This window comes from Bradyrhizobium sp. HKCCYLR20261 (assembly GCF_051168435.1).
Classification (GTDB): Bacteria; Pseudomonadota; Alphaproteobacteria; order Rhizobiales; family Xanthobacteraceae; genus Bradyrhizobium.
The window spans coordinates 143,555-169,206 of the sequence record NZ_JBNPUZ010000013.1 but is presented as its reverse complement, the minus strand read 5'-3'; the positions used below and the strand labels follow the sequence as shown (position 1 = coordinate 169,206).

At 65.7% G+C, this 25,652-nt stretch carries 26 protein-coding genes and 1 other RNA gene; 8 read left to right on the top strand and 19 right to left on the bottom strand.

Going from position 1 to position 25,652, the window contains the following annotated elements; translation table 11 throughout:
* Window positions 1-669 precede the first annotated feature (669 nt).
* The 12 genes from ACQR1L_RS25815 to ACQR1L_RS25760 all read right to left on the bottom strand — a co-directional run bounded on the left by ACQR1L_RS25815 (window position 670) and on the right by ACQR1L_RS25760 (window position 11,655).
* Window positions 670-2,175 (bottom strand): Do family serine endopeptidase, encoded by a 1,506-nt coding sequence (locus ACQR1L_RS25815; RefSeq protein ID WP_434860727.1) that lies wholly within the window; start codon window positions 2,173-2,175, stop codon window positions 670-672.
* A gap of 236 nt (window positions 2,176-2,411) precedes the next feature.
* A complete protein-coding gene (locus ACQR1L_RS25810) occupies window positions 2,412-2,618 on the bottom strand; it encodes a DUF2065 domain-containing protein (protein ID WP_006615035.1) in 207 nt (68 codons plus the stop codon).
* A gap of 109 nt (window positions 2,619-2,727) precedes the next feature.
* Window positions 2,728-3,672: a protease modulator HflC gene (gene hflC, locus ACQR1L_RS25805; protein ID WP_434860726.1), complete on the bottom strand. Its 945-nt coding sequence runs from the start codon at window positions 3,670-3,672 to the stop codon at window positions 2,728-2,730.
* A complete protein-coding gene (hflK, locus tag ACQR1L_RS25800) occupies window positions 3,669-4,796 on the bottom strand; it encodes an FtsH protease activity modulator HflK (protein WP_434860725.1) in 1,128 nt (375 codons plus the stop codon). The genes hflC and hflK overlap by 4 nt, the downstream gene beginning before the upstream one ends.
* Window positions 4,797-5,047: 251 nt before the next feature.
* Window positions 5,048-5,560: a dihydrofolate reductase gene (locus ACQR1L_RS25795; protein ID WP_434860724.1), complete on the bottom strand. Its 513-nt coding sequence runs from the start codon at window positions 5,558-5,560 to the stop codon at window positions 5,048-5,050.
* The gene (locus tag ACQR1L_RS25790) at window positions 5,557-6,042 is read right to left on the bottom strand and encodes a GNAT family N-acetyltransferase (protein ID WP_434860723.1); all 486 of its coding nucleotides are present in this window, start codon (window positions 6,040-6,042) and stop codon (window positions 5,557-5,559) included. The genes ACQR1L_RS25795 and ACQR1L_RS25790 overlap by 4 nt, the downstream gene beginning before the upstream one ends.
* Before the next feature lie 3 nt (window positions 6,043-6,045).
* On the bottom strand, window positions 6,046-6,840 hold the full coding sequence (locus tag ACQR1L_RS25785) for a thymidylate synthase (RefSeq protein ID WP_434860722.1): 795 nt from the start codon (window positions 6,838-6,840) through the stop codon (window positions 6,046-6,048).
* Window positions 6,841-7,019: 179 nt separating this feature from the next.
* Window positions 7,020-8,015: a tripartite tricarboxylate transporter substrate-binding protein gene (locus ACQR1L_RS25780; protein ID WP_434860721.1), complete on the bottom strand. Its 996-nt coding sequence runs from the start codon at window positions 8,013-8,015 to the stop codon at window positions 7,020-7,022.
* Between the two features lie 112 nt (window positions 8,016-8,127).
* The gene (locus tag ACQR1L_RS25775; protein WP_434860720.1) at window positions 8,128-9,642 is read right to left on the bottom strand and encodes a tripartite tricarboxylate transporter permease; all 1,515 of its coding nucleotides are present in this window, start codon (window positions 9,640-9,642) and stop codon (window positions 8,128-8,130) included.
* A 7-nt stretch (window positions 9,643-9,649) separates the two neighbouring features.
* On the bottom strand, window positions 9,650-10,429 hold the full coding sequence (locus ACQR1L_RS25770) for a tripartite tricarboxylate transporter TctB family protein (protein ID WP_434860719.1): 780 nt from the start codon (window positions 10,427-10,429) through the stop codon (window positions 9,650-9,652).
* 102 nt (window positions 10,430-10,531) lie between these two features.
* Window positions 10,532-11,065, bottom strand: a complete 534-nt coding sequence (locus ACQR1L_RS25765) for a chromate transporter (protein ID WP_434860718.1) — start codon at window positions 11,063-11,065, stop codon at window positions 10,532-10,534.
* Window positions 11,062-11,655: a chromate transporter gene (locus ACQR1L_RS25760; protein ID WP_434860717.1), complete on the bottom strand. Its 594-nt coding sequence runs from the start codon at window positions 11,653-11,655 to the stop codon at window positions 11,062-11,064. The genes ACQR1L_RS25765 and ACQR1L_RS25760 overlap by 4 nt, the downstream gene beginning before the upstream one ends.
* A 94-nt stretch (window positions 11,656-11,749) precedes the next feature.
* Here ACQR1L_RS25760 and ssrA point away from each other — a divergent pair.
* The 7 genes from ssrA to feoB all read left to right on the top strand — a co-directional run bounded on the left by ssrA (window position 11,750) and on the right by feoB (window position 17,386).
* Window positions 11,750-12,105: a transfer-messenger RNA gene (gene ssrA, locus ACQR1L_RS25755) on the top strand.
* A 254-nt stretch (window positions 12,106-12,359) separates the two neighbouring features.
* Window positions 12,360-12,890, top strand: a complete 531-nt coding sequence (locus ACQR1L_RS25750) for an SspB family protein (protein WP_434860716.1) — start codon at window positions 12,360-12,362, stop codon at window positions 12,888-12,890.
* Window positions 12,891-12,985: 95 nt separating this feature from the next.
* Entirely contained in the window at window positions 12,986-14,398 is a 1,413-nt protein-coding gene (gene fumC, locus ACQR1L_RS25745) for a class II fumarate hydratase (RefSeq protein ID WP_434860715.1), read from the top strand.
* Window positions 14,399-14,634: 236 nt separating this feature from the next.
* Window positions 14,635-14,820, top strand: a complete 186-nt coding sequence (locus ACQR1L_RS25740; RefSeq protein ID WP_434860714.1) for a DUF4169 family protein — start codon at window positions 14,635-14,637, stop codon at window positions 14,818-14,820.
* Window positions 14,820-15,107, top strand: a complete 288-nt coding sequence (locus ACQR1L_RS25735; RefSeq protein ID WP_434860713.1) for a ribbon-helix-helix domain-containing protein — start codon at window positions 14,820-14,822, stop codon at window positions 15,105-15,107. Before ACQR1L_RS25740 ends, ACQR1L_RS25735 begins: the two co-directional genes overlap by 1 nt.
* 107 nt (window positions 15,108-15,214) lie before the next feature.
* Window positions 15,215-15,490, top strand: a complete 276-nt coding sequence (locus ACQR1L_RS25730) for a FeoA family protein (protein ID WP_434860712.1) — start codon at window positions 15,215-15,217, stop codon at window positions 15,488-15,490.
* An 18-nt stretch (window positions 15,491-15,508) separates the two neighbouring features.
* Complete coding sequence (feoB, locus tag ACQR1L_RS25725; protein ID WP_434860711.1) at window positions 15,509-17,386, top strand: ferrous iron transporter B; 1,878 nt, start codon at window positions 15,509-15,511, stop codon at window positions 17,384-17,386.
* Window positions 17,387-17,403: 17 nt separating this feature from the next.
* Here feoB and ACQR1L_RS25720 read toward each other — a convergent pair whose 3' ends face one another.
* Window positions 17,404-18,192: an NAD(P)H-dependent oxidoreductase gene (locus ACQR1L_RS25720; RefSeq protein ID WP_434860710.1), complete on the bottom strand. Its 789-nt coding sequence runs from the start codon at window positions 18,190-18,192 to the stop codon at window positions 17,404-17,406.
* A 90-nt stretch (window positions 18,193-18,282) separates the two neighbouring features.
* Here ACQR1L_RS25720 and ACQR1L_RS25715 point away from each other — a divergent pair, with 90 nt between their 5' ends.
* Complete coding sequence (locus ACQR1L_RS25715) at window positions 18,283-19,206, top strand: LysR family transcriptional regulator (protein ID WP_434860709.1); 924 nt, start codon at window positions 18,283-18,285, stop codon at window positions 19,204-19,206.
* Window position 19,207: 1 nt separating this feature from the next.
* Here the strand turns inward: ACQR1L_RS25715 and ACQR1L_RS25710 are convergent, their stop codons facing one another.
* The 6 genes from ACQR1L_RS25710 to ACQR1L_RS25685 all read right to left on the bottom strand — a co-directional run bounded on the left by ACQR1L_RS25710 (window position 19,208) and on the right by ACQR1L_RS25685 (window position 25,648).
* Window positions 19,208-21,079: a bifunctional sugar phosphate isomerase/epimerase/4-hydroxyphenylpyruvate dioxygenase family protein gene (locus ACQR1L_RS25710; RefSeq protein ID WP_434860708.1), complete on the bottom strand. Its 1,872-nt coding sequence runs from the start codon at window positions 21,077-21,079 to the stop codon at window positions 19,208-19,210.
* On the bottom strand, window positions 21,076-21,813 hold the full coding sequence (locus tag ACQR1L_RS25705) for an ABC transporter ATP-binding protein (protein ID WP_434860707.1): 738 nt from the start codon (window positions 21,811-21,813) through the stop codon (window positions 21,076-21,078). Before ACQR1L_RS25705 ends, ACQR1L_RS25710 begins: the two co-directional genes overlap by 4 nt.
* A 12-nt stretch (window positions 21,814-21,825) precedes the next feature.
* Complete coding sequence (locus ACQR1L_RS25700) at window positions 21,826-22,569, bottom strand: ABC transporter ATP-binding protein (RefSeq protein WP_434860706.1); 744 nt, start codon at window positions 22,567-22,569, stop codon at window positions 21,826-21,828.
* Complete coding sequence (locus ACQR1L_RS25695) at window positions 22,566-23,564, bottom strand: branched-chain amino acid ABC transporter permease (RefSeq protein WP_434860705.1); 999 nt, start codon at window positions 23,562-23,564, stop codon at window positions 22,566-22,568. The genes ACQR1L_RS25700 and ACQR1L_RS25695 overlap by 4 nt, the downstream gene beginning before the upstream one ends.
* Window positions 23,561-24,436 carry a branched-chain amino acid ABC transporter permease gene (locus tag ACQR1L_RS25690; protein WP_434860704.1) on the bottom strand — a complete coding sequence of 292 codons (876 nt, stop codon included), beginning with the start codon at window positions 24,434-24,436 and terminating at the stop codon, window positions 23,561-23,563. The genes ACQR1L_RS25695 and ACQR1L_RS25690 overlap by 4 nt, the downstream gene beginning before the upstream one ends.
* Window positions 24,437-24,508: 72 nt before the next feature.
* Window positions 24,509-25,648: an ABC transporter substrate-binding protein gene (locus ACQR1L_RS25685; RefSeq protein WP_434860703.1), complete on the bottom strand. Its 1,140-nt coding sequence runs from the start codon at window positions 25,646-25,648 to the stop codon at window positions 24,509-24,511.
* Window positions 25,649-25,652 lie beyond the last annotated feature (4 nt).

The window sequence follows — 25,652 nt, the reverse complement described above, 5'->3', positions numbered from 1 at the left end:
GTCGCAGCGTCCTGATACCCCGATGCTGGTATCACCCGTGCAAGGCGCAAGCCTTGTCGCGGCATGGTGGCCAACAAGCCCGGCGCACCAGGGAGACTGCGTATAAGCGTGAAGACCATCGCGCAGGGAATGCCGGCGTGTTCCGGCTTTGCCTGTGGTACCTGCCGCCTGCATTTTTTTCCGCAGGCGGGCCATGGGTGAGGCTGTCACCCGGCATTCCCTGCGCCCTCTGCATGTTCGCGAGGGACGAGCGATGGCAGACCTCGGGCGATATCAGCCGCGAGAATGCGATCGCATGTCGTCCAACTGATAACTTCGCCTGCGCTGTTTGAGATGTGAATCGGATGTTTCCTCAATCGTCGTGCCGGCCTTGAGCCGGGACCCATACGCCGCAGCGGATGTGATGGGCAAAATGCCAATAACCCGCCTGCCCCAAACCGCTCCCTGGGGGTATGGGTCCCGGCTCAAGGCCGGGACGACAGCGGAGTTTGAGCGCCGCAGGGTGGGCAAAGCGGACGCCCGAAGGGGCGGACGCGTGCCCACCGTCTCTCCGCGATCGCGGACGGCAATGGTGGGCACGGCGCGAGCTGGCTCGGCGCATCACGCGCGCAGCGTGGGCGCGCCTTTGCCCACCCTACGCAGCCGTGTCCGGAACGAACGACTGCGCCCTTACTGCAAGCTCAGCGCCACGAACCGCAGCTCGCCGTCGGCGTTCGACACCAGCAGCAGGACCGACTTCTTGCCGTCCTTCTTCAACTGATCGACGCGCTTCTTGATGTCGGCGCCGGAGGTGACCGCCTCCTGCGCGACCTCGACGATGACGTCGCCGGCCGACAGCCGCTTCTCGGCGGCATCGGAGGACTGGTCGACGCCGGTGACGACGACGCCTTTGACGCTGTCCTTGATCTTGTAGCGCGTCCGCAGGTCCTTCGACAACGCGGCGAGATCGAGCCCGAGCGCCTTCTGGGTCACCGGCTTCTCGGCCGGCTCGTCCTTCTTGATCGCGGCCTGCTGCACCTTCTCATTGTCCTCGAGCCGGCCGAGCTTGACCTTCAACGTCTGCTCCTGGCCCTTGCGGATCACGACGACGTCGACCTCCTTGCCGACAGCCGTATCGGCGACGATACGCGACAGGTCCTTCGGCTCCTTGATGTCGCGGCCGTCGAACTTGACGACAACGTCGCCGGGCTCGATGCCGGCCGGCTTGGCCGGGCCCTTGTCGTCGACGCCGGCGACCAGCGCGCCGCGGGCGGGCTTGATGTTGAGGCTCTCGGCGATCTCATCGGTGACGCCCTGTATGCGCACGCCGAGCCAGCCGCGGCGCAGCTCGCCGAACTGGCGGAGCTGATCGACGACGCCGGCAACCGTCTTGGACGGCACGGCGAAGCCGATGCCGATCGAGCCGCCCGACGGCGAGATGATCAGCGTGTTGACGCCGATGACTTCGCCATCGAGGTTGAACAGCGGACCGCCGGAATTGCCGCGGTTGATGGCGGCGTCGGTCTGGATGTAGCTGTCATAGGGCCCCGACGAGATGTCGCGGTTCTTGGCCGAGACGATGCCGGCGGTGACGGTGCCGCCCAGGCTGAACGGGTTGCCGATCGCGACCACCCAGTCGCCGAGCCGCAGCTTGTCGGAGTCGCCGAACTTGACGACCGTGAGCTGCCGCGGCGGCTTGAACTTGAGCACCGCAAGGTCGGTCTTCTTGTCGACGCCGACCAGCTCGGCCTTGATCTTGGTGCCGTCGTTGAGGATCACGTTGATCTCGTCGGCATCGGCGATGACGTGGTTGTTGGTGACGACCACGCCCGAGTCGTCGACGATGAAGCCGGAGCCGAGCGAGTTGGTGCGGCGCGGCGAGTTGTCGGCGCCACCCCGCCCGCCCGGACCGCCGCGGCGGTTCTTGAAGAAGTCGTCGAAGAACTCCTCGAACGGCGAGCCCGGCGGCACCTGCGGATTGGCGTTGCGGCCCTCGGAGGAGCCACCGCCCTTGGCCTCAACGGTCTGCGAGGTCGAGATGTTGACGACGGCGTCGATCACCTTCTCGGCGACGTCGGCGATCCCCTCCGGACCGCGCGCCGACGCCGGCATCGGCGCCAGCGCCCAGCCGGCGGCGAGGACGGCCGCAGCCAGGACGGGACGCAGGCGACGGCTGAAAGCAAGCGTTGCGGTCATCGGGCGGATCTCCAGAAAAAGCGGCGAATTCAACGGTACAGTGCGCCGGAACCGGGCGACGACGCAAGCACGCCGGATCGGACCACCGAATTCATCATTGAGGGCGACCTAATACGGCAAAATGGCGCAGCCATCGCCTCACAATGGCGTTGGCCGGGCGGCGAACGGCAATGACCGGGCCCGGCCGGCGTTCCTGTCTGCCGGGGACGGGAGCGGACCGGCCGCCCTTCGGCCGCTCAGATCGGCCGCCGGATCACCCAGATCAGGACGAGGCCCGCGACCGCCGAGCCGATGCCGACGGCGCGCAGCACATTGTCGGGCGTGGCCATCGCCGTCTTCATCGCCCGCCGCATCCAGTCCGGACTGGCCGCGAACATCAGGCCTTCGAGCACGAACAGGATACCCAATCCGATGAGGAAATCGGAAAAAGCAATGGACCTCATCGGACCCGGACCTCCCATTCGACCTTCTTGATATCAAGCGGGGCGAAGCAACGGCTTCGCCCCGTCCGTGTCAACTCTTATTCGCCCGGATCGGCCGCAGCCAAGACCATCACGGCTTGGGAGCCGGCACCGCAGCAGCCGCGGTCGAGCTGCTGGCAGCGGTCGATGGCGTCTCCGCACCCGACTTCCCCGTGGGGTTGGAGAAGTAGCGGAAGAACTCCGAATCGGGCCGCAGCAGGAAGCGGGTGTCGCCAGACTTCAGGCCGTTCTCATACGCCGTCATCGAGCGGTAGAAGGCGAAGAAGTCGCGGTCCTTGCCGTAGGCCTCGGCAAACAGCCGGTTGCGCTCGGCGTCGCCGGCGCCCCGGGTCTGCTCGGCCTGCGAGTTCGCCTCGGCGACGATGACAGTCGCCTCGCGATCGGCCTTGGACCGGATCTCCTGGGCCTTCTGGCCGCCGAGCGCGCGGAACTCCTCGGCCTCGCGCTGCCGCTCGGTCATCATGCGCTTGTAGACGGCCTGGCTGTTGGCCTCAGGCAGGTCCGCGCGCCGGATGCGGACGTCGACCACCTGGATGCCGTAGGCGTCGGCCTCCTTGTCGAGCTGATCGCGGATCTTGCGCATCAGGCCCTCGCGTTCGTCGCGCACGACCTGCGTGAAGGTGACCTCGCCGAGCACGCGGCGCAGCGCCGCGTTGAGCAAGGTGCCGAGCTGGACGTTAGCGGTCTGGATCGAGCCGACACTCTGGTAGAACTGCAACGCGTTCTTGATCTTGTAGCGCGCGAAGGCGTCAACCACGAGACGCTTCTGGTCGAACGCGATCACCTCCTGCGAGGGGTTCTCGAGGTCGAGGATGCGCTTGTCGATCGAGATCACGTTGTCGATGAACGGCGCTTTGAAGTTCAGGCCGGGCTGGGTGACGACGTCGACCGGCTTGCCGAACCGCACCACCAGCGCCTGCTCGGTCTGGGCCACGGTGAACAGCGAGCTGTAGCCGACGACGACGATAACGAGCACCGCGATCAGCGCGACGATGCCTGCAACGGGGGACCTCATCGGACGCCTCCCTGCTGAGCGGCCGGCGCCTGACGGCGCGGCGCGAGATCGCCGAGCGGCAGCAGCGGCACGGGTCCGCCGGAGGCGCCGCTGTCGAGCACGAGCTTCTCCGAGCCGCCGAGCACGCGCTCCATGGTCTCGAGATAGATCCGTTCACGGGTCACTTCGGGAGCCTTCTTGTACTCGTCATAGACCTTCAGGAAGCGCGCGCTCTGGCCCTTGGCCTCGGCGATCGCCTGCTCCTTGTAGCCTTCGGCGACCTGCAGGATCTGCGCGGCGCGGCCGCGCGCATCGGGAACGACCTTGTTGGCGTAGGTCTGGGCCTCGTTCTGCAGACGCTCGAGGTCGGCGCGGGCCGCCTGGACGTCGCGGAAGGCCTCGATGACCTGGGCCGGCGGATCGACCTTCTGCATCTGCACCTGGGTGATCTGGATGCCCGAGCCGTAATTATCGAGCGTCTTCTGCATCAGCTCCTGCACGTTCTGCTCGATCACGGTACGGGCGCCGGTCAGGATCGGCTGGATGTTGGAGCGGCCGATCACCTCGCGCATCGCGCTCTCGGCCACCGCCTTCACGGTGCCTTCCGGGTTCTGGATGTTGAACAGGAAGTCGGCGGCGCCCTTCGGCTTGATGCGCCAGAGCACGGTGACGTCGACGTCGACGATGTTCTCGTCGCCGGTCAGCATCAGGCTCTCCTCGGGCACGTCGCGACCACCGCGGCCGCCACGCCGGCCGTCATCACCGGCGGTGATGCCGATGGAGATCGAGTTGACGCGCAGCGCCTTGGGCAGCAGCACGGTCTCGATCGGGTAAGGCAGGTGATAACGCAGGCCGGGCTGCTCATCGCGGACATACTTGCCGAAGCGCAGCACGACGCCGAGCTCCTCGGACTGTACGCGGTAGATGCCGGAGGCCAACCAGATGACGATCGCGCCGAGCACGATCAGGAGGATGCCCGCGGTGCCGAAGCCGCCGCCCGGCACGAACTGCTGCAGCCGATCCTGGCCGCGCCGCAGAAGATCTTCCAGGTCGGGCGGCCTTGGACCGACCGGTTGCGGTCCCGAGCCCCAGGGCCCCTTGGGACCCTGACCCCACGGGCCTCCGCCCTGATTCTTCCACGCCATCGATCGATCTCCTCCGAGAGGCTGATACTGCCCAAACGCCGGCCCCCGTCGGCGGCCGGGTTATAAGGGACGGGCCCGCCCCTTACAACGTAGCGCTCCAGCTAAGCCCGAACCGGGTTTTGTCAATGTAAACAGGGCCGGAAGCGCCCGTTTGCCGCGCCCCCGAAACCGCCATACGACCTGATAACGCGACGTCATCATTAACGGATGGTCTTGATGCGGCAGCCGCAGCGCCCCGCAGCCTCGCACGATCAGCGGATCCGGCGATAGGTCACATAGGAGAATTCGGCCTGATCGTCGGGCCCCGAAGGATGACGCTCCCGCGCCACCTCGGTCCATTGGGCGGGATCGATGACCGGAAACAGCGTATCGCCCGGAGGGGTCGCGTGCACCTCCGTGATCTCCAGCCGGTCGGCGACCGGCATCGTCGCCGCATAGATCTCGGCGCCGCCGACGATCGCAATCTCCGCGGCTGAACGCCGCAGCGCATCACCCCGCGCGATGGTGAGCGCTTCGTTGATGCCGTGGGTCACGATCGCGCCGGGTGCGCGAAACGCTGTGTCGCGGGTGATGACGATGTTGGTGCGGCCCGGCAGCGGCCGGCGTGGGAACGACAAGAAGGTCTTGCGCCCCATCACGATCGGCCGGCCCATGGTCATCGCCTTGAAGCGCCGCATGTCGCTCTTCTGCCGCCACGGGATCGCGCCATCAGCGCCGATCACGCGGTTCTCGGCCATGGCGACGACGAACACGATCTCGATCACGGCGCCTTCTCCGCAAGCTGCGCCAGCGACGCCCCCGTCACCTTGCACAGGGTCCAGTCGTCCATCAGCTCGGCGCCGAGCGACTTGTAGAAGGTGATCGACGGCGCGTTCCAGTCGAGCACGGACCATTGCAGCCGCGCGTAATCGCGCTCCACGCAGGTCTTGGCGAGATGGCCGAGCAGCGCCTGGCCGATGCCGTTGCGGCGGAACACCGGACGTACGAACAGGTCTTCGAGATAGATGCCGGGCCTGCCGGCAAAGGTCGAGAAATTGACGAACCACACCGCGAAGCCCGCGACGCTGCCGTTCCATTCCGCGAGATCGCAGAACAGCTTCGGGTGGTCGCAGAACAGCGCGCCGGCGATATCGGCCTCAGTCGCCACGACCTCATGCGCGAGCTTCTCGTAGTCAGCGAGTTCGCGGATCAGCGCGAGCACGGTGCCGATGTCGTCAGGCCGGGCAGGACGGATTGTCAGCGGCATGCGTCAGACCGCGACCTCGGCCTTGATGTGCGGATGCGGGTCGTAGCCGGCGAGCGCGAAATCCTCGTAGCGGAAGGCGAAGATGTCCTTCACGTCGGGATTGAGTGTCATGGTCGGCAGCGGCCGGGGCGCCCGGGTCAGTTGCAGGCGCGCCTGCTCGACGTGGTTGGAATAAAGATGCACGTCGCCGAAGGAGTGCACGAACTCGCCCGGCTTCAATCCTGTCACCTGCGCCACCATCATCGTCAGCAACGCATAGGAGGCGATGTTGAAGGGCACACCGAGGAAGACGTCGGCCGAGCGCTGGTAGAGCTGGCACGACAGCTTGCCGTTGACGACGTAGAACTGGAACAGGCAGTGGCACGGCGGCAGCGCCATCTTCTCGACGTCGGCCGGATTCCACGCCGTGACGATCAGCCGGCGCGAATCCGGATTGCGCTTGATCATGTCGATGACATGGCTGATCTGGTCGATATGCCCGCCGTCCGGCGTCGGCCAGGATCGCCATTGGTAGCCATAGACCGGACCGAGATCGCCATTGGCGTCGGCCCACTCGTCCCAGATGGTGACGCCGTGGTCGTGCAGATATTTGATGTTGGTGTCGCCCTTCAGGAACCACAACAGCTCATGCACGATCGCCTTCAGCGGCAGCCGCTTGGTCGTGACCAATGGAAAGCCGGCGGCGAGGTTGAAGCGCATTTGGTGGCCGAACACGGAATAGGTGCCGGTGCCGGTGCGGTCGTGCTTCTCGGCGCCGTCGGACAGGATGCGTTCGAGCAGGTCGTGATACTGGTGCATGGTGCGCGCTGGCGGCCTTTCGCGGAAGGCGGCGAATTTAACGGCGGGGATCGCCGGACCCTAGCCTCGACTCGGCCCGGTTGCCGATTATACCCTGAAAAATGTCGGCCGCCGCGCCCCGAATGACAAGGGGCGGAACCCTGCGGTCCCGCCCTCTGCCCTGGCCATCGGCCTGAAGGCTAGGTCGCCGGCTTCAGCACAGCGCTCCATTTGACGACTTCGCCCTTCACCAGCGCCCCCAGCGCCTCCGGGGTCCGGTCCGCCGGTGCCGGAATGACGCTGCCGAGCTCGAGCAGGCGCTTGCGCACGCCCTCGTCCTCGAGGGCCTTGGCGGCGGCCGCGTTGAGCTTGGCGACGATCGCAGGCGGCGTGCCCTTGGGCGCGAAGATCGCGTTCCAGGCCTGGGCCTGGAACTTCGGTAACCCCGCCTCCGTGGTGGTCGGGACGTTCGGCAGCGCCGGATTGCGCTCCGGCGTCGCGATCGCATAGGCCTTGATGGTGCCGGCGTTGATCTGCGGCACGGCATTGACGATCTGGTCGCACATGTAGTCGACCTGACCGGCGACCAGCGCGTTCATCGCGGGACCCGTGCCGTTGAAGGGCACGCCGACCGGCTTGACGTCGAGGATCGAGTTCAGGAGTTCGCACGAGACATGCGACACCGAGCCGACGCCGGCATGAGCGGCGTTGACCTTCTCGCTGTTGGCCTTGATGTAGTCGACGAACTCCTTGGTGTCCTTTGGCGCGAAATCCTTGCGCGCCAGGATCAGGATCGGCGTGCCCGCGAGCAGAGCCACCGGCTCGAAATCCTTCTCCGGATGATAGGCGAGCTTGGGATAGAGCGGCACCGCGGCGGCATGAGTGCCCATATGGCCGGTGATCAGCGTGTAGCCGTCATTCGCGGCGCGCGCCGCGCGCGTCGTGGCAGTGGTGCCGCCGGCGCCGACGACGTTCTCGATGATGATGCTCTGGCCCAGCGTCTGCGCCATGTGCGCGGTGACGATGCGCGCGATCACGTCGGTCGGGCCGCCGGCCGCGAACGGTACGATCATCGTGATGCTGCGCGCCGGATAGTTCTGCGCCTTGGCGGGTGTCGTGGACACCCCGAGCCCGGCAACGACGCCGGCGATGGCCGCCAGCCAACCGATCGAAAGTGCACGACTGCACCAGCTCATCGAATTCCTCCCTCGGGGCCCGCTCAGCTGCGGGCCTTTCGCTCGTGATAGCTACATCACAGCGTCTTGTCCGAGGTCGATTCGACTTCCGCCTGCGGCGTGCCGCCGCAGGTCAGCCTTCGCTTTCGACGAACACCTCGTCGCGCTTGCGGCGCAGCGTCGGCAAGACCGCCAGCACCAAGAGACCCGCGGCGATCGCGAGCAGCACGGCGGACAGCGGCCGGGTCAGGAACACCGACCAGTCGCCGCGCGAGATCAAGAGCGCTCGGCGCAGATTCTCCTCCATCAGCGGCCCAAGCACCATGCCGAGCAGCAGCGGCGCCGGCTCGAAATCGTGCTTGATCAGCCAATAGCCGACGAGGCCGAAGGCGCCGGCGAGCACGACATCGACTGGCGAATTGTTCACCGAGTAGATGCCGATCGCGCAGAAGATCACGATCGAGGGGAACATCAGCCGGTACGGCACGCGCAGCAGCCGCACCCAGATGCCGACCATGGGCAGATTGATGATGATCAGCATCAGATTGCCGATCCACATCGAGGCGATCATGCCCCAGACCAGATCAGGCTGCTTCTGCATCACTTGCGGACCCGGCACGATGCCGTGAATGGTCATCGCGCCCACCATCAGCGCCATCACCGCATTTGGCGGGATGCCGAGGGTCAGCAGCGGAATGAAGGAGGTCTGCGCCGCCGCGTTGTTGGCGCTCTCCGGTGCCGCGACACCTTCGATCGCACCGCGGCCGAACCGGGACGGATCCTTCGCCAGCTTCTTCTCGAGCGTATAGGCCGCGAACGACGCGATCACGGCGCCGCCGCCCGGCAGGATGCCGAGGATCGAGCCGAGCACCGTGCCGCGCAGGATCGCCGGCGTGGAATCGCTGAGATCCTTGCGCGTCGGCATCAGGCCCGTGATCTTCTTCTGCACGAGGTCGCGGTCCATCTCCGCGCCGGCATCGAGGTTGCGGATGATCTCGGCGAAGCCGAAGACGCCCATCGCGACGGTGGCGAAGCCGAGTCCGTCGGCGAGCTCGGGAATGTTGAAGGCCATCCGTGAGACGCCAGTCTCGATGTCGGAGCCGACCATCGACAGCAGCAGGCCGAGCACGATCATCGCGATCGCCTTGAGCACCGAGCCCTTCGCCAGCACGACCGCGAAGATCAGGCCGAGCACCATCAGTGAAAAGTACTCGGCCGGGCCGAATGCGAGCGCGAGCTTGGTGAGCGGCGCGCCGAGGATCGCGATCAGCACAGTGGCGACGCAGCCGGCGAAGAACGAACCGATCGCAGCGATGGCCAGGGCCGGACCGGCGCGGCCCTGCTTCGCCATCTGAAAGCCGTCGAGCGCGGTGACCACTGACGTGGCCTCACCGGGAATATTGACCAGGATCGACGTGGTCGAGCCGCCATATTGCGCGCCGTAATAGATGCCGGCCAGCATGATTAGCGCGCCCACCGGCGGAAGACCAAAGGTGATCGGCAGCAGCATCGCCACGGTGGCGATGGTGCCGATGCCCGGCAGGACGCCGACGAGCGTCCCCACCAGTGCGCCGATCAGGCACATCAGGAGATTGATCGGCGACAGCGCGACAGCAAAACCGTGAGCGAGATTTGCAAACAGGTCCATCACGCCCTCACTGCAGCAGGAAACGCGGCCAAAGCGGCATCGGCAGCCCCAGGATGTAGGGGAACAGCACCGCGCATCCACCGGTCAGGCAGACGCCCACGATCAGCGTCTCACGCCAGCGCGTCTCGGGACTCCCGATCGCCGCGATCAGGAAGCTCGCGAGACCCGCAATCAACAGGCCGAGCGGACGAATGGAGACAGCGAAGGTCAGGATCGCGAGCGACACGAACAGCGGTCCGCGCCAGTGATAGGCCGCGAGCTGCGGGCCCGGCGTCAAGGCGCCGATCGCGGCCACCGCCGCCCCCAGTGCGAGCAGCAGCAGTCCGAACATGCGCGGCGCGGTGCCGGCCCCGAACGAGAAGCCGCGCATGCCCTGAAGGTCGCTCGAGGCCCACAGCGCGAACAGCGCGATCGCCATCAGCACGACGCCGCCGAAATAGTCCTGCGGCGCGCGCGGACGGACCAGGAGGGTGAACAGCGCCACCGCGAGCAGCGGATAGGTGTAGATGAGGGCCAGCAGATTGTCGGAGCCGAGCGAGGTCTTTCCGCCTGCGGCATATTGCTGCGCCAGGCTGGGAAGAGCAGCGCCCAGCGCCGAGGCGTGGGCCGTCAGCGCCTGGATCGGACCGCGGCCGGAGACCGGCAGAAAGAAGCCGGCGAACCCGATCAGCATTTCGATGATTTGCGGAGCGAAGGCGAGGACCAGAATGATCAATGCGCCAGTCGTGCTGCGCGCGGATGGCACCGTCGCCGCCCCGCCCGACAGCTGGCCCGTCGTATCGGCCATGTCCCTCGTCCTCCCCGATCGGCCTTGGCGGCCGTCATTGTTCTCGCGCAGCGGTCCGGATCAGTCCCCGCCGGACATCTTCATGTTGCCTAGCGACTTTCCCTAGAGAAGGCCAGCAAAACCAAGGCAGCCGCCCGCAGCCAACAGCCAGAGCGGATTGAGTCGTGTCGACGATGCCACCACGGCGGCGGCGATCGTCAGCGCCACGGCCCGCCAATTGTCGTCGGAGGCCTGCGCCAGGATCCACGTGCTCGCCGCCATCAGGCCGATCGACAGCGGTACGAGCGCGGCCTGGAGCATCGCAGGCCAGCGCGCGTCACGCGCGTTCCCGAGCCAGCGGCTGACGAGATAGGACAGCACGGCGGTCGGGCCGCACATCGCGATCGTCGCGACTGCGGCACCCGCCACGCCTGCGACAGAATAGCCGATCAACGCGACGATCAGGACGTTCGGCCCCGGCGACAATTGCGACAGCGCGAATACATCGGCGAACTGCTTGTCCGTCATCCAGTGACGGACGTCGACGGCAACGCGGTGCAACTCCGGAATCGCGGCCACTGCGCCGCCGACGGCAAACAGCGAGATCAGCGCGAAGGTCCAGAACAGCTGGGCCAGCGGATTGTCGTCGCCGCTCATCGCACCCATCGCGCCTTGGCAAAGGTGACGAGGATGCTGAGCGGCACCGCGACCAGCAGCACCTCCTGGAGCGGTAACCGCGTCACTCCGATGGCGACGAAAACGGCGGCCATCACCGCAAGCCCCAGCAGGTCGCGCTTCTTCAGGAGCGGCAACAGCATGCGAAACACCACCGACGCCAGCAGACCGACCGCCGCGCAGGACACGCCGGCGAGTCCCCGTCGCAGGACGTCCGCGTGCTCGAAATGATCATACACCGCCGCCAGACAGGTGATCAGCAGCATCGGCGGCAGCAGCAGGCCGGCGAAGGCGGTGATCCCGCCGGCGATGCCGCGCAGCCGCGCGCCGAACACCATGGCGAGATTGACGATGTTCGGCCCCGGCATGAAATGGCAGAGCGCGAAGGTCTCGTTGAATTCCTCAGCCGTCATCCAGCGGTGCTCGTCGACGATCGCTCGCCGCGCAAACACCAGCACGCCGCCGAATCCCGACAGCGACATTTTTGCGAATGCGAAGAACAGGGTACGGAGACTGGGCGGCTCTTTGAGTGTGTCGGCAGGCGAGACGGAGACCGCGGGATCGGAGGGCATCCGGCCATCTAGAGGCACAAATTTGGGGCTGCCAAGCGCGATCGAAAGGTTCCCCGCAACGACCCACATTTTTGTCGCGGGCTGCGCCTTTTCGACCCTGTGCAGCGGGCAGCAGGCAGCCTATATTGGGTGTGCCGGCTTGCCGGCTATGGAAATAAATCGCCGTCGAAATAAACCATTCGGACCCGGGGGCGGTACCCGGCGCCTCCACCAAAGCCCGTCCGTTCGACGGGTTTCGGCGGGGGCGAAATAGGATCGACGAGGGCGTAAAGGGCGAGCTTTTTCCCGGTATTGTTCCGCCGTTATCGGGCTACTGCAATAGTTGCCAACGACAACTTTGCTCCGGTTGCTCAGGCTGCGTAACGCAGTTTGAAAGACCACCTTAAAGTCCTAACGGGTTAAGCTCCGTTAGGCGGGGTTCGGAGGCACCTGGCAACAGAAGCCTCCACTTTCATTTTTCTTCGGCCTCCCTGCCCCGGCGACGCCGTCCCCAGGTTTTTGGCAACCGTGCCGTCCATTCCTGCGTTGACCGGACTTCCGCCAGCTTCTAGGCGTTCCCATATCTGGCTGCGGATTCGCATGGGCTGCTGACCTCGGCACCAATGCGGGGTACGATTGGCCGGGTACGAGTCGCGGATGCCGCTGCCGGAGAGGCGCGGCGATCGGACCATTCGGGCGCGGCCGATCACGATACAGGACCGATCATGGCGACGGATCATATTCGATACGATGTGCTGGCACGCGACGCGCTGCGCGGGGTGCTGCGCCGGGTGTTGAGCGATGCCGCAGCCCACGGGCTTCCCGGCGAGCATCATTTCTTCATCACCTTCGTCTCCAAGGCCGAGGGCGTGAAGATCTCGCCACGGCTGCTGGCGCAATACCCTGAGGAGATGACGATCATCCTGCAACACCAGTTCTGGGATCTCGTCGTCACCGAGGATCGGTTCGAGGTCGGCCTGTCGTTCGGCGGCATTCCGGAGCGGCTGGTCGTGCCGTTCCACGCCATCAAGAGCTTCTTCGATCCGTCGGTGCAGTTCGGACTGCAGTTCGAGCCGTCGGAAGCCATCGCGGAGACGCCGGCCGCGCCGAAGCTGCCCGCGGCACCTGCCCCGTCGGCGGTCGTTGCGCCGCTGCCCGGACCCGCAGCCGAGCCCACCGACGACACGCCGCAGCCGCCGGCTGCGCCAGGCGAAGGCGCCGAGGTCGTCCGGCTGGACCGCTTCCGCAAGAAATAGGCGGATTCGCCGCGCGCGGAACGGCCGGCGGATCACTAGATTGAGCATGCTTGAACCGGCCAGCGCCGGTTCGTGACCAATCATGGGCATGCTTCATGGCACATTCAGCTAATTCACCGACGCGCACCGAGACCGACAGCTTCGGTCCGATCGAGGTCGCCGCCGACCGCTATTGGGGCGCGCAGACCGAGCGCAGCCGCCAGAACTTCCGGATCGGTCACGACCGCATGCCGATGGGCGTCGTGCGCGCGCTGGCGCTGGTCAAGATGGCGGCAGCCAAGACCAACCAGGAGCTCGGCCTGCTCGAGCCGCGCATGGCCGAGGCCATCGTCCAGGCGGCGCAGGAGATCATCGACGGCAAGCTCGACGATCATTTTCCGCTCGTTGTCTGGCAGACCGGCTCCGGCACCCAGAGCAACATGAACCTCAACGAAGTGATCGCCAATCGCGCCAGCGAGCTCATGGGCGGCGAGCGCGGGACCAAGAAGCCCGTGCATCCGAATGATCACGTCAACATGAGCCAGTCGTCCAACGACTGCTTTCCCACCGCCATGCACATCGCGGCCGCCCGTGCGATCGCGGGACATCTCGTGCCAGCCCTGTCGGAGCTGCTGGCGAGCCTGCGCGCCAAGCAGGAGGCGTTCGCAGGCATCGTCAAGATCGGCCGCACCCATACGCAGGATGCCACGCCGCTGACTCTCGGTCAGGAATTCTCCGGCTACGCCGCCCAGGTCGAGAGCGCCATCGCCAGGATCGAGATTGCGGCGCGCGACCTCTTGCCGCTGGCCCAGGGCGGCACGGCTGTCGGCACCGGTCTCAATGCCGATCCGAAATTCGCCGCCCTGTTCGCGAGGCATGTCGCTGCCATCACCGGCCTGCCGTTCACCTCCGCGGCCAACAAGTTCGAGGCGCTGGCATCCAACGACGCCTATGTGTTCGCGCATGGAGCGCTCAACGCGGCCGCCGCCGGCCTGTTCAAGATCGCGAACGACATCCGCTTTCTCGGGTCCGGCCCGCGCTCGGGGCTAGGCGAACTGATTCTCCCCGAAAACGAGCCCGGCTCCTCGATCATGCCCGGAAAGGTGAACCCGACTCAGTGCGAAGCGCTGACCATGGTGTGCTGTCAGGTGTTCGGGAATCATACGGCCATCACCATGGCCGGAAGCCAGGGCCATTTCGAATTGAACGTCTACAAACCATTGCTCTCACATTGCATGATGCAGTCCATACAATTACTAGGTGACGCCGCACGTTCATTCCGCGAACATTGCGTGATCGGCATTCAAGCCGACGAAATGCGGATTCGCGAGCTTATGGAGCGCTCTTTGATGCTGGTCACGGCGCTGGCGCCGAAGATCGGCTACGACAACGCCGCCAAAGTGGCGAAGACGGCGCATCAGCGCGGCACGACTTTGAAAGAAGAAGCGACGCGACTCGGCTTCGTTTCCGCAGATGAATTTGACCGCCTCGTGCAGCCAGAGCAGATGACGCGCCCCGGACGATCTTGACGGTAGTCCCGTAGTACTACGGGGGGTGATGCAATTCTCGCTGTTAACCCCTAAAGGATAGTCTCGACTACAAGTTCTGCTGCGTTTGGTGAGTACACAACCAGCTCGCAACGATGCGAATGGCTATCGAACTATCAGGGGGCGATAACGTGATTGTCTGGAGAACGCGCAGGCTCATCTGCGCAGGGCGCATGCTCTCCTCGCGATATTCGATGCCATAAATGATTGGAGCAAGCATGGGGGACGTCATCAACCTGAAGCGATTCAGAAAGCGCGTCGAGCGCGATCAGGCAGCGAAGGTCGCCGAAGGCAACCGCGCTCGCTTCGGCAGGACGAAGTCCGAACGCGCAACTGACGCCCAACGCGACAAGCGCGCGAACGAATTACTCGATCAACATCGTATCAATGGCGAGGACGCGTGATGAAGTCGCCCGTCGTAAAACGTTCTATCGTGGTCGCAGGTCACAAGACCAGCGTCAGCCTGGAAGAGGCCTTCTGGAACGGCATGAAGGAGATTTCGGGTCTCCGTAACATGACCCTGTCCGAGCTGGTCGGAGAGATCGACAACAATCGCCAGCAGGGCAACCTGTCGTCGGCGATCCGCCTGTTCGTGCTCGACCACTTCAAGAGCCGCGCCGCGGCTTCGTCGGGCATCGAGCCGAAGGGCAGCGTGGACAGCCGGCACACGGCCTCCGCAGCCGCTCCTTGAGGCAGATCAGAGGCCGGTCGGCTCAGTCTGTTTAAAATCGCTCTAAGAAGCGGCGGCATTGTGCATGCCGCGCTTGACCTCTTGGCACGCGATTGAAAATACAGGCTATGAGCGAAATCTGCGATACACGGCCGCCTCTGCCGCTCGGTCTGGCCCGGCGTGGCTATACCGGAACCATCCAGCATCTTGCTGCCGGTGGCGCCAAGTCGTCGCTGCCGGACACCGAGTTGGAAAGCCGGCTGATCGAGCTCGGCTTCGTCGAGGGCGCTCGAGTCGAGATCCTTCATGAGGGGATCGTCGGGCGCGACCCAATTGCCGTCCGTGTCGACAACATCACCGTCGCGGTCCGCCGGCGCGAGGCCATGGCCGTCATCGTGGCATAGGCCGCGGAAAGCGTCGTCATGGAAAGCCCTCTGCTGCATCTGGCCCTGGTGGGGACACCCAACAGTGGCAAGACCTCCCTATTCAACGCGCTGACGGGAAGCCGTCAGAAGGTCGCGAACTATCCCGGAGTCACGGTCGAGCGCAAAGAGGGCGCCTTCGTGACGCCGCAGGGCCGTCAGGTCTCATTGGTCGACCTGCCCGGCACCTATTCGCTGCGCGGTCGCAGCCCTGACGAGGAAATCACCCGGGATTTCGTGCTTGGACGCGCCACGGGCGAGGTTCTGCCCGACCTGGTCTTGTGCGTCGCCGATTCCACCAACCTGCGGTTGACGATCCGCCTGCTGCTCGAGCTCAAGAGCACGGGCCGCCCCCTGGCGCTCGTGCTCAACATGTTCGACATCGCCAAGCGGCGCGGCGTCACGGTCGACGTGGCCGCTCTGTCGCAGGCGCTGGGCGTCCCGGTCGTGACCTCGATTGCGGTCCGCAAGGGCGGCACCGACGACCTTCTGCAGCTCACCGACAAGCTGCTGTCCCAGGCGGCGGCCGCCAGCACGGAGCGCGCGAACACCTGGCGGCCCCTGACCGTGCCGGAGCTGCGCGCCACCCAGCGCGAGGCCGACCGCATCATCGCCTCCACCGTCAGCCTGCCGGAGCGCCCGGACACCTGGACCGGCCGCATCGACGCGGTCGCGCTGCATCCGGTCGGCGGCCTGTTCATCCTGTTCGCGATCCTCTTCATCATGTTCCAGGCCGTGTTCGCCTGGGCGCAGCCGTTGATGCAGCTTCTGTCTGCGGCGTTCGACGCGCTCGGCGGGCTCGTCCATGACCAGTTGCCGGAAGGCCTGCTGCAGAGCTTCCTGCAGAACGGCGTGATCTCCGGTGTCGGCAGCGTCATCGTCTTCCTGCCGCAGATCATCATCATCTTCCTGTTCATCCTGCTCTTGGAAGATTTCGGCTACATGGCGCGCGCCGCGTTCCTGATGGATCGCATCATGGGTGGCGCCGGCCTGCACGGCCGCGCCTTCATCCCGCTGCTGTCGAGCTTCGCCTGCGCCATCCCCGGCATCATGGCGACGCGCGTGATCGACAACCGCCGCGACCGTCTCACCACCATCCTGATCGCGCCGCTGATGACCTGCTCGGCGCGGATTCCGGTCTATACGCTGATCATCTCGGCCTTCATCCCGCCGACCAAGGTCTGGGGTCTGTTCAATCTGCAGGGGCTCGTGATGTTCGGGCTGTATGCGGCGGGCATCATCAGCGCGCTCCTGGTGTCGTTCCTGGTCAAGTTCTTCATGATGCGCGACTACCAGCCGGCGCCGTTCATGCTGGAGCTGCCGGACTACAAGCTGCCGCGGCTGCGCGGCATCGCGATCGGCATCTACACCCGCGCCAAGATGTTCCTGCAGCGCGCCGGCACCACGATCTTCGCGATGATGGTGCTGATCTGGTTTCTGGCCTCGTTCCCGCAGCCGCCGGAGGGCGCGACCGAACCTTCGATCAATTACAGCCTCGCGGCAATGATCGGCCAGGCGCTCGCTCCCCTGCTCACGCCGGTCGGCTTCAACTGGCAGATCGCGGTGGCGCTGGTGCCCGGCATGGCCGCCCGCGAGGTCGCCGTCGCCGCGCTCGGCACCGTCTATGCGATCGAAGGCGGCAAGGAAGCGGCCGAGCAGATCGGCCAGGTGCTCGCGACCAAATGGAGCCTCGCCACGGCGCTGGCGCTGCTCGCCTGGTACATCTTCGCTCCGCAATGCGCCTCGACGCTTGCGGTGATCCGGCGCGAGACCGGCAGCTGGCGCTGGATGGCCGTGACGTTCTTCTACATGTTCGCCCTCGCCTATGCGGCGGCGTTCGCGACCTATCACATCGCCGTGGCGATGGGCGCGGGCTGAGCCCGCGCCATCGGACGTTAGTGCCGATCATCGACATGCAGCGCGAAGCCGCGCGCGTCGGACGTGCCGAGTTCTGGCCGCAGCTGCATCGACGGGATCAGATAGTCGCCGTGGTTCTGCCGCCGGTACGGGATCGGCTGATCGGTGAAGAGCGTCTGTAGCCGGCCGCGCAGCCGCTCGGCGACATCAGCAAAGCCCGTTTCGTCGAGCCGGTTCACCTTGTGCGCCACGAAGGCCGGCAGCACGTCGAAGCCGGGATAGAACAGGATGCCGTGGTTGATCGGAAACAGCAGGTCGTCGATCGGCCCGTTGATGCCGCGCGCCGAATAGTGCTCCTCCCAGCCGCCCGTGGTGACGACCAGCATCGCGCGCTTGCCGGCAAAGACGCCCTCGCCATAGCGGTTGCCCCAGCGCTTGTCGCTGTGCTCGCCGACGCCATAGGTGAAGCCGTAGGAATAGACCCGGTCGACCCAGCCTTTGAGGATCGCGGGCATCGTGAACCACCACAGCGGAAACTGCAGGAGGACGGCGTCGGCCCAGAGCAGCTTGTCCTGCTCGACTCTGACGTCGTCGGTGAGCGTATGGGTCTTGAAGGCTTCGCCTGACGCAGTGGCAACGTTCAGGCGGGCATCGGGCGGCAAATGCGGGAAGTCAGCGCGGTCGGCGGCGGATTTCCAACCCATCGCGTAAAGATCCGAAACCCGGACCTCATGGCCCTGGGCCTTGAGCTCTGCGACGGCGACGTCGCGCAGGGCGCCGTTCAGGGAGCGCGGTTCAGGGTGGGCGAAAACGAGCAGGACGTTCATGGTGTCGATCCTTTGCTGGAACCGGCCAAGACATAGACCCGCAGCCACTCATCCACTATACGGTGTGGATCGATAAGATTATGCCATTTAATGGATAAATCGGACGTCAGCCTGGTCAACATGCGCAGCTTCGTCCGCGTGGCGGAGCGCGGGAGCCTGTCGGGCGTGGCCCGCGAGCTAGGGATTGGCCAATCCACCGTCTCGCGTCACCTCCAGGAGCTGGAGGACGCCGTCGGCGTGCCGCTGCTCAGCCGCACCACGCGGCGTGTGACCCTGACCGACGAGGGGCGCCGCTACTACGCGCGCTGCGTCCAGATCCTGCGCCAGATCGAACAGGCCCGCGACGAGGCCCGCGGCACCCAGGGCGCGGCCGCCGGCACCATCCGCATCTCATGCACGGCGGCGTTCGGCATCCTTCACATCACCCGGCTCGCCTTCGCCTTCCAGGATCGCTATCCGGACATCGCGATCGATCTCAACCTGACCGACGAGCGCATCGACCTCGTGCGCGAAGGCATCGACATCGCGCTGCGCCTGGCGCCGCTCACAGACAGCTCCTTGAAGCTGCGATCGCTCGGCTACTCGCACCGGCTTCTGGTCGCCTCGCCCGATTATTTGGCGCGACGCGGCACACCACGCACGCCGCAGGAGCTGATTGGCCACGACGGCATCCGCATGACCAATGTCGCAGGGAGCGAGGTGCTCGTGGTCATCGGACCCGACGGCGCTCGCCACGAGGTGCCGTTCAGGGGCTGCTTCCGCACCAATCACGGGCTGGGCGTTCGCGAGGCCGTGCTGGCCGGTCGCGGCATCGGCGGCAGCCATGCCTGGCTGGTCGACGACCTCATCGCGGCCGGCAGGCTGACGGTCATTCTGCCCGACCACCGTCTGCCGTCGACTCCCCTCAACATGCTGATCGTGCCGGAGCGCGCCGGGATCGCGCGCGTGCGGCTGCTGATCGACTATCTCGCCGAGGAGATCGCACGGCTGCCGGGCATCAGCCCGGAGCCGTGAGCTACAGCCGCGGCATCGTATCGGGCCGTACCTCGCGCGCCTGCGCCGCGAGGCGGATCGCGGCATTGGGCGCGCCGAAGCCCTGGTAGTTGCGCCGTTGCACGATCTCGAAGAAGAAGCGCTCTTCGAAGATGTGGGTGTAGACCTGGAAGAACTCGGCGTCGCCGTCGCGGTCGTAGAGGATTTCGTTGGCGCGCAACGCCGCGATGGTCTCGGGCGGAAGGTCGTATTTGGCTTCGAGATCGTCGTAGTAATTATCCGGGATGTCGAGGAAGCCCGCGCCGCGGGCGCGCATCTCAGCCACGGACGCGAAGATGTCGTCGCAGGCAAACGCAATGTGCTGCACCCCGGAGCCGAAGAACTCAGAGATGAAGCGCGACGACAGCGTGCGGGTCGCGGTGGAGCCGTTGAGGATGAAGCGCAGGCTGCGATCGCCGTTGACGATCGCCTGGCTCTGCACGAGGCCTCTGGGATCGGCGATTTCCATCTGCGGCAGGCGCGAGAAGTCGATCAGCCCGGCGTAGAACAGCAGCCAGGACAGCATTTCCTCGTGCGGCATCGACTGAGCAATGTGATCGACCGCCAAGAGACGGTCGGTCGCCTTGTCACTGGCGACGGCTTCGAAGTCGACGTCCCAGTGACGGCCATGCGTGTCGAGGAAATACAAGAGGCTGCCGCCGACGCCATGGATCGCCGGGATTTCGAGTTCCCCCGGCCCGACCGGTTGCGTGAAGGTCCGCGTCTTCAACGACTGCGCCCGCGCCATGGCGCGATCGGCGCTGTCGACATCCAGCGCAAGTGCGCAGACGCCGGGCCCATGCGTGACGTAATGCGAATGCGCAAAGCTCGCGGGCTCGAAATTGATCACGAGCTCGATGGCGCCTTGCGACCAGCGCTGCACCGCCTTGCTGCGATGCTGCCCGGTCTTGCGAAAGCCCAGCTGGCCAAACAAATTCGCAAGCGAACCCGCCTTGTCCTCGCTGACGGCAAACTCGACGAAGCCGATGCCGTGGCTCTTGACGCGGGGCTCGAACCGCGGCTCCGCCGCGGCTGGCATCTTCCCAACGAGATCGTCCTGCAGCAGGAGCAACGAGCGCATGCCGTCGAGCGCGGTGCGCGGCGCCGAGCCGGCGCGGAACTGATCGTTGAAGATTTCGAGCGACAGCGGCCCAGAATAGCCGGTCGCGGCGACGGCTTCCATGAACTCGCCGACCGGCAGATCGCCCTGCCCCGGAAAGCTGCGGAAGTGGCGGCTCCAGGACAGCACGTCGAGCTCGAGCTTCGGCGCGTCAGCGAGTTGCACCAGGAAGATCTTGTCGCCGGGAATGGCACGGATCGCGTTGGTCGGCAGCGCCGGCGCCAGCGCGTGAAAACTGTCGAGGATGACGCCGATCGCCTTGTGATCGGCCCGGCGCACGATCTCCCAGGCATCGCGGTAGTCATGGACATGACGGCCCCAGGCCAGCGCCTCGTAGCCGACCCGCAGGCCGCGCTTCGCCGCGTGCTCGCCGAGCTCGTGGAAATCGGCGGCGGCGCGGTCGATGCCGCCGAGCGAGGCCGGCGAGACGCTGCTGCAGATCAGCAGCAGGTCGGTGCCGAGTTCCTGCATCAGGTCGAACTTGCGCTCGGCGCGGATGAAATTGCGCGCGCGCTGCGGCTCCGGCATGCCCTCGAAATCGCGGAACGGCTGGTAGGCGCAGATCGTGAGCCCGAGATCGCGGCACATCTGCCCGATCTCGCGCGGCCGCATCCCGAAGGCGACGAGATCGTTCTCGAAGATCTCGACCTCATCGAAGCCCGCGGCAGCGATGGCCTTGAGCTTCTCGTCGAGCGCGCCTGAGATGGAGACCGTTGCGATCGAGCGCTTGTTCATGCCGCTGTCTCCTCCATCGCGCCGCCCAGGAACAATTGTCCGATGCGTGGATCGGCGAGCACGCGATCAGCCTTGTCGACGATGCGGGTGCGGCCGAGTTCGAGCACGATGCCGTAGTCCGAGATCTCCAGCGCCGAGCGCGCGTTCTGCTCGATGAGCAACACGGAGACGCCGCGGTCGCGCAGCTGCTTGAGCATGTCGAAGGTCTGCTGCACCATCAGCGGCGACAGCCCGATCGATGGTTCGTCAATCAGCACGAGCTGCGGCTCCAGCAGCAGCCCGCGCGCGATCTCCAACTGCTTCTGCTCGCCGCCGGACAATGTCGAGGCCTGCCGGTCGGCCTTCTTGCGCAGCACCGGAAAGACGTCGAGCGCCGCTTCGACCCGGGCCGGGAGATCGATATTCGCCGGCGCGGCCACGCCGCCGAGCTCGATATTGTGACGCACCGACAGCTCGCCGAAAATGTTGCGTCCCTGCGGGATGTAGCAGATGCCGGCACCGAGCAGCGCGCGCTGGCTCAAGCCGGTGACGTCGCGGCCCTTGAAGATGACCTTGCCTTCGCGCAGCTTCAAAAGGCCGAAGATCGCCTTGAACACGGTCGACTTGCCGGCGCCGTTCGGGCCGATCACCGTAGTGATCGATCCCTTCGGCACCGAGAAGGTCGTGCCGTTGAGGATCGTCATCTTGCCGTAGCCTCCGACGAGATTCTGGACGTCGAGAATGGTGTCGCTCACGCGCGCCTCCCCTCAGTGGCCGAGATAGGCTTCGATCACGGCCGGATTGGCCCTGATCTCGTCGGGCTTGCCGATCGCCAGCACCTTGCCCTCCGCCATCACCATGACGCGCGAGCACAGCGACATGACGAACTCCATGTTGTGCTCGATCACGACGAAGGTGGCGCGGCGCTCGCGGTTGATCGCGATCAGCCGCTCCTTGAGATCGCCGAGCATGGTCGGATTGACGCCGCCCGCGGGCTCGTCGAGCAGCACGAGGCGCGGGCCGCCCATGAAGGCCATGGCGGCATCGAGCAGCTTCTGCTGGCCATAGGACAGGCCGCCGGCCGGCTCGTTGGCGAGGTGCTCCAGCTTGAAGAAGCCGATCATCTGATCGGCCGTCGGTGTGAGGCCGGCGTCCGACGGTCCGAACAGGCGCGACAGCATGCTGCCGCGATGCTCCTGTCCCGCAAGAACGAGATTGTCGCGGACCGACAGTTTCGGGAACACCTGGAGCAGCTGGAAGGTACGGCTGACGCCCAGGCGGTTGAGCTCCGCTGGCCGCTGCCCGGTGACGAGCTTGCCGTCGACCCGCACTTCGCCCGCGCTCGGCACGAGCTGGCCGAGAATGCAGTTGAACAGGGTCGACTTGCCGCAGCCGTTGGGGCCGATCAGGCCGAGGATCTCGCCCTCCTGCACGTCGAAGCTGACGCCGTCGACGGCGGTGATGCCGCCGAAGCTCTTCTTGACGTCACGAACGTCGAGGACTGCAGTCATTGCGCCGCCTCCAGCTTGGATTGCGCCGCCGCGCGCAGCGCAGATGCCGCCTGCGTCCGGCGAGAGCTGAGATAACGGTCGAGAATGCCGAGAATGCCGGTCGGCGAATAGATGAGCAGCGCGATCACCGCGATCGCGTAGAGCATCAGGTAGTAGCCCTCGGCGACGCGCAGCCACTCCGGCAGCAGCACGGCGATCATGGCGCCGAGGAACGGTCCGAGCATGAAGCCGGAGCCGCCGACGATCACCATCATCAGGAGATCCAGCGAGAGCTGCAGGTTGAACGGCACGGGATCGACATATTGCGTCAGCGGCGCATAGAGTACGCCGGCGATGCCGCCGAGCACGGAGCCGATGGCGAACGCCATCAGCGTATAGCGCCGGGTGTCGATGCCGAGCGACTGCGCCCGGATCGGGTTCTCACGGAGCGCCATGAAGGCACGGCCCCAGGGCGAGCGGATCAGCCACCACATCGCGAGCGTCACCAGACCGAGCGAGCCGAGGCACAGATAGTAGAACGGCAGCGGCTTGCGGGTCGGGAACCCGAGGACCTCGGGACGCGGAATGTTACTGATGCCGTAGATGCCGTTGGTCAGCCAGCTCTCGTTGCGGAACACCAGGAACATCAAGGTTGAGAAGGCGAGCGTCACGAAGGCGAGATAATGATGTTGCACGCGCAGCGCGGGATAGCCGAGCAGCCAGCCGACGATGAAGCAGATGACGACGACTAACCCGAGCGCCGCGATCAGCGGCCAGCCATGGGTGGTCAGGATCGCCGCGCCATAGGCGCCGATGCCGACGAAGGCACCCTGCGCCAGCGACACCTGGCCGGCATAGCCGAGCGTCAGGTTGAGTCCCATCGCGGCGATCGTCATCACCGCCCACTGGCTCAGGATGTAGAGACCGTATCGGTTGAAGTTCATCGGGATGATGATGAGGCCGGCGATGACCACGACGGCCAGAGCGGCGAGGAGCAGTCTGCTGTGCTTGCTCATACCGTGCGCTCCTCGGCCCGGCCGAGCAGGCCCTGCGGCCGGAACAGGATCACCAGGATCAACAGCATCATCGGAACGGCCGCGCGATACTGCGTCGAGACATAGGCGGCGGCGAGGTTGTCGACGACGCCGATCAGGAGGCCTCCGGCGATGGCGCCGCGCACCTGGTTGAAGCCGCCGACGATTGCGGCGATGAAGGCCGCCTGCCCCAGCACCTCGCCGCTGGAAAACTTCGCCAGATAGATCGGCGTGATCAACAGGGACGCCAGCGCCACCAGCACGGCGTTGATCAGGAAAGTCAGCAGGATCATGCGCTCGACCGGCACGCCGATGATGCGCGCCACGGTCGGGTTCTGGGCCGCGGCCTGCATCTGGTGGCCAAGCGAGGTGCGGTTCAAGAGCGTTGTGAGACCAACGACGGCCAGGATCGCGACCGCGAGCACGCCGAGGCTCTGCAGCGAGATCGCGCGGCCGAGGATCGTGACATCACCGACCGGCACGATCGACGGAAATGGCGAGGCCTCGGCGCTGAAGAACTGCTTCACCGCCTCCTTGATCCCGATCGCCAGCGCCATGGTGGCGATCGCCAGCGGCAGCACGCCATGGCGCAGCATCGGATCGACCAGCAGCAACTTGAAGCCCAACCCGAGCAGCAGCGCGGAGAGCAGGATGCCGACGAGCACCGCCAGCCAGAACGGTGCGCCGACATGCATCACCGCGAGCATCAGGAAGGCCGGCAGCATCACGAACTCGCCTTGGGCGAAGTTGATGGTCTGCGAGGTCTGCCACAGCAAGGTGAAGCCGAGGGCAACGAGCGCGTAGATGGCGCCGGTGGCGAGTCCCGCCACGATCAGGTCGAGCAGATTGGACATGGTTTCCCCGTGAGCCCTTTGGTTGACGGCGGCGCAGGCATCCCCACCCGCACCGCCGATCCACCGCTGTCCCTAGTTGAGCTTCGGCAGCACCTGCTTCACGACCTGCTTGCCTTCGACGACCTCGACCAGGAAGCCCTGGCGATCGATGTCGCCGTTCTGGTCGAAGGTGACGTCCATCAGGATGTTCGGCTCGGCCGAGGTCTTGATGGTGAAGCCATGCAGAGCATCGGCAAAGCCCTTGGAGTCGACCTTGCCCATCTTCTCGGTCGTCGCCTTGACCATGTAGATCGCAAGATAGCCCTTGAGGCCGTTGTGGTCGGGCACGTAGTTGTACTTCTTGACGAAGCGGTCGCGGAACGCCTTGACGGCCTCGACCGGCGCGTCGGTGGTGAGGCCGACATGGCCGCGGGCGCCGTTGGCGGCGTCGCCGGCGAGCTCGATGACCTTCTGGCCGACCAGCGTGGTCTCGCCGATCAGCGGCGCGGTCACGCCCTGGCGCTTGATCTCCTTGAGGATGCGCGCGCTCTCTTCCTCGTTGACGTAGATGAAGACCGCGTCCGGCGCCGCGGCCTTGATCTTGCTGACGTCGGCCGCGAAGTCGGCCTGGCCGGCTTCGGTCGAGAGATCAGCTGCGACCTTGATGCCGAGACGGTTGAACTCCTTGGTGATGACGTCGCGTCCGCCACGGCCGAAATCGTTGTTGACCCAGACGACCGCGACCGACTTCGCCTTCAGCTCGTCGTTGATGTACTTCGCGACCTTCGGCATTGAGGACTGCTGGCCGAACGACGTCCGGAACAGGAACTTGTTGCCGGCCTGCGTCAGCTCGGCCGCCTCGCCGCCCATGATCTGCGCAATCCCGGCTTCCGCCGCCAGCGGAGCCGTCACCTTGACCGAGCCGGAATAGCCGGGCCCGAGCAGCACGTAGGGTTCGTTGTCGAGCGCCTTCTGCACCTGCGCACGCGCCACACCGGGGTTCGATTGCGAGTCCGCATGGCTGACCTCGATCTTGCGGCCGAGGATGCCGCCCTTGGCGTTGATCTCCTCGACGGCGAGGTCGATGCCGTTCTTCCAGTTGTTGCCCACGGTGGCGCCACCGCCGGAAAGCTCGGCGACGTTGGCGATCTTGATGGGAGCGCCGGACTGCGCGTAGGCGGCTCCGGACAGCAGCACGGCCGAGCACAGGCCAGCCAGGATGATCGATTTCACGTTG

Coding starts and splice junctions, on each gene's coding strand:
- ACQR1L_RS25810 (WP_006615035.1), bottom strand. CDS start 2,618: ATGAGGTCCATTGCTTTTTCCGATTTCCTCATCGGATTGGGTATCCTG.
- ACQR1L_RS25785 (WP_434860722.1), bottom strand. CDS start 6,840: ATGCACCAGTATCACGACCTGCTCGAACGCATCCTGTCCGACGGCGCC.
- ACQR1L_RS25715 (WP_434860709.1), top strand. CDS start 18,283: ATGGATAAATCGGACGTCAGCCTGGTCAACATGCGCAGCTTCGTCCGC.
- ACQR1L_RS25695 (WP_434860705.1), bottom strand. CDS start 23,564: ATGAGCAAGCACAGCAGACTGCTCCTCGCCGCTCTGGCCGTCGTGGTC.
- ACQR1L_RS25780 (WP_434860721.1), bottom strand. CDS start 8,015: ATGAGCTGGTGCAGTCGTGCACTTTCGATCGGTTGGCTGGCGGCCATC.
- fumC (WP_434860715.1), top strand. CDS start 12,986: ATGGCACATTCAGCTAATTCACCGACGCGCACCGAGACCGACAGCTTC.
- ACQR1L_RS25690 (WP_434860704.1), bottom strand. CDS start 24,436: ATGTCCAATCTGCTCGACCTGATCGTGGCGGGACTCGCCACCGGCGCC.
- ACQR1L_RS25700 (WP_434860706.1), bottom strand. CDS start 22,569: ATGACTGCAGTCCTCGACGTTCGTGACGTCAAGAAGAGCTTCGGCGGC.
- ACQR1L_RS25775 (WP_434860720.1), bottom strand. CDS start 9,642: ATGGACCTGTTTGCAAATCTCGCTCACGGTTTTGCTGTCGCGCTGTCG.
- feoB (WP_434860711.1), top strand. CDS start 15,509: ATGGAAAGCCCTCTGCTGCATCTGGCCCTGGTGGGGACACCCAACAGT.
- ACQR1L_RS25815 (WP_434860727.1), bottom strand. CDS start 2,175: ATGACCGCAACGCTTGCTTTCAGCCGTCGCCTGCGTCCCGTCCTGGCT.
- hflK (WP_434860725.1), bottom strand. CDS start 4,796: ATGGCGTGGAAGAATCAGGGCGGAGGCCCGTGGGGTCAGGGTCCCAAG.
- ACQR1L_RS25710 (WP_434860708.1), bottom strand. CDS start 21,079: ATGAACAAGCGCTCGATCGCAACGGTCTCCATCTCAGGCGCGCTCGAC.
- ACQR1L_RS25750 (WP_434860716.1), top strand. CDS start 12,360: ATGGCGACGGATCATATTCGATACGATGTGCTGGCACGCGACGCGCTG.
- ACQR1L_RS25790 (WP_434860723.1), bottom strand. CDS start 6,042: ATGCCGCTGACAATCCGTCCTGCCCGGCCTGACGACATCGGCACCGTG.
- ACQR1L_RS25720 (WP_434860710.1), bottom strand. CDS start 18,192: ATGAACGTCCTGCTCGTTTTCGCCCACCCTGAACCGCGCTCCCTGAAC.
- ACQR1L_RS25730 (WP_434860712.1), top strand. CDS start 15,215: ATGAGCGAAATCTGCGATACACGGCCGCCTCTGCCGCTCGGTCTGGCC.
- ACQR1L_RS25760 (WP_434860717.1), bottom strand. CDS start 11,655: ATGCCCTCCGATCCCGCGGTCTCCGTCTCGCCTGCCGACACACTCAAA.
- ACQR1L_RS25770 (WP_434860719.1), bottom strand. CDS start 10,429: ATGGCCGATACGACGGGCCAGCTGTCGGGCGGGGCGGCGACGGTGCCA.
- hflC (WP_434860726.1), bottom strand. CDS start 3,672: ATGAGGTCCCCCGTTGCAGGCATCGTCGCGCTGATCGCGGTGCTCGTT.
- ACQR1L_RS25735 (WP_434860713.1), top strand. CDS start 14,820: ATGAAGTCGCCCGTCGTAAAACGTTCTATCGTGGTCGCAGGTCACAAG.
- ACQR1L_RS25765 (WP_434860718.1), bottom strand. CDS start 11,065: ATGAGCGGCGACGACAATCCGCTGGCCCAGCTGTTCTGGACCTTCGCG.
- ACQR1L_RS25740 (WP_434860714.1), top strand. CDS start 14,635: ATGGGGGACGTCATCAACCTGAAGCGATTCAGAAAGCGCGTCGAGCGC.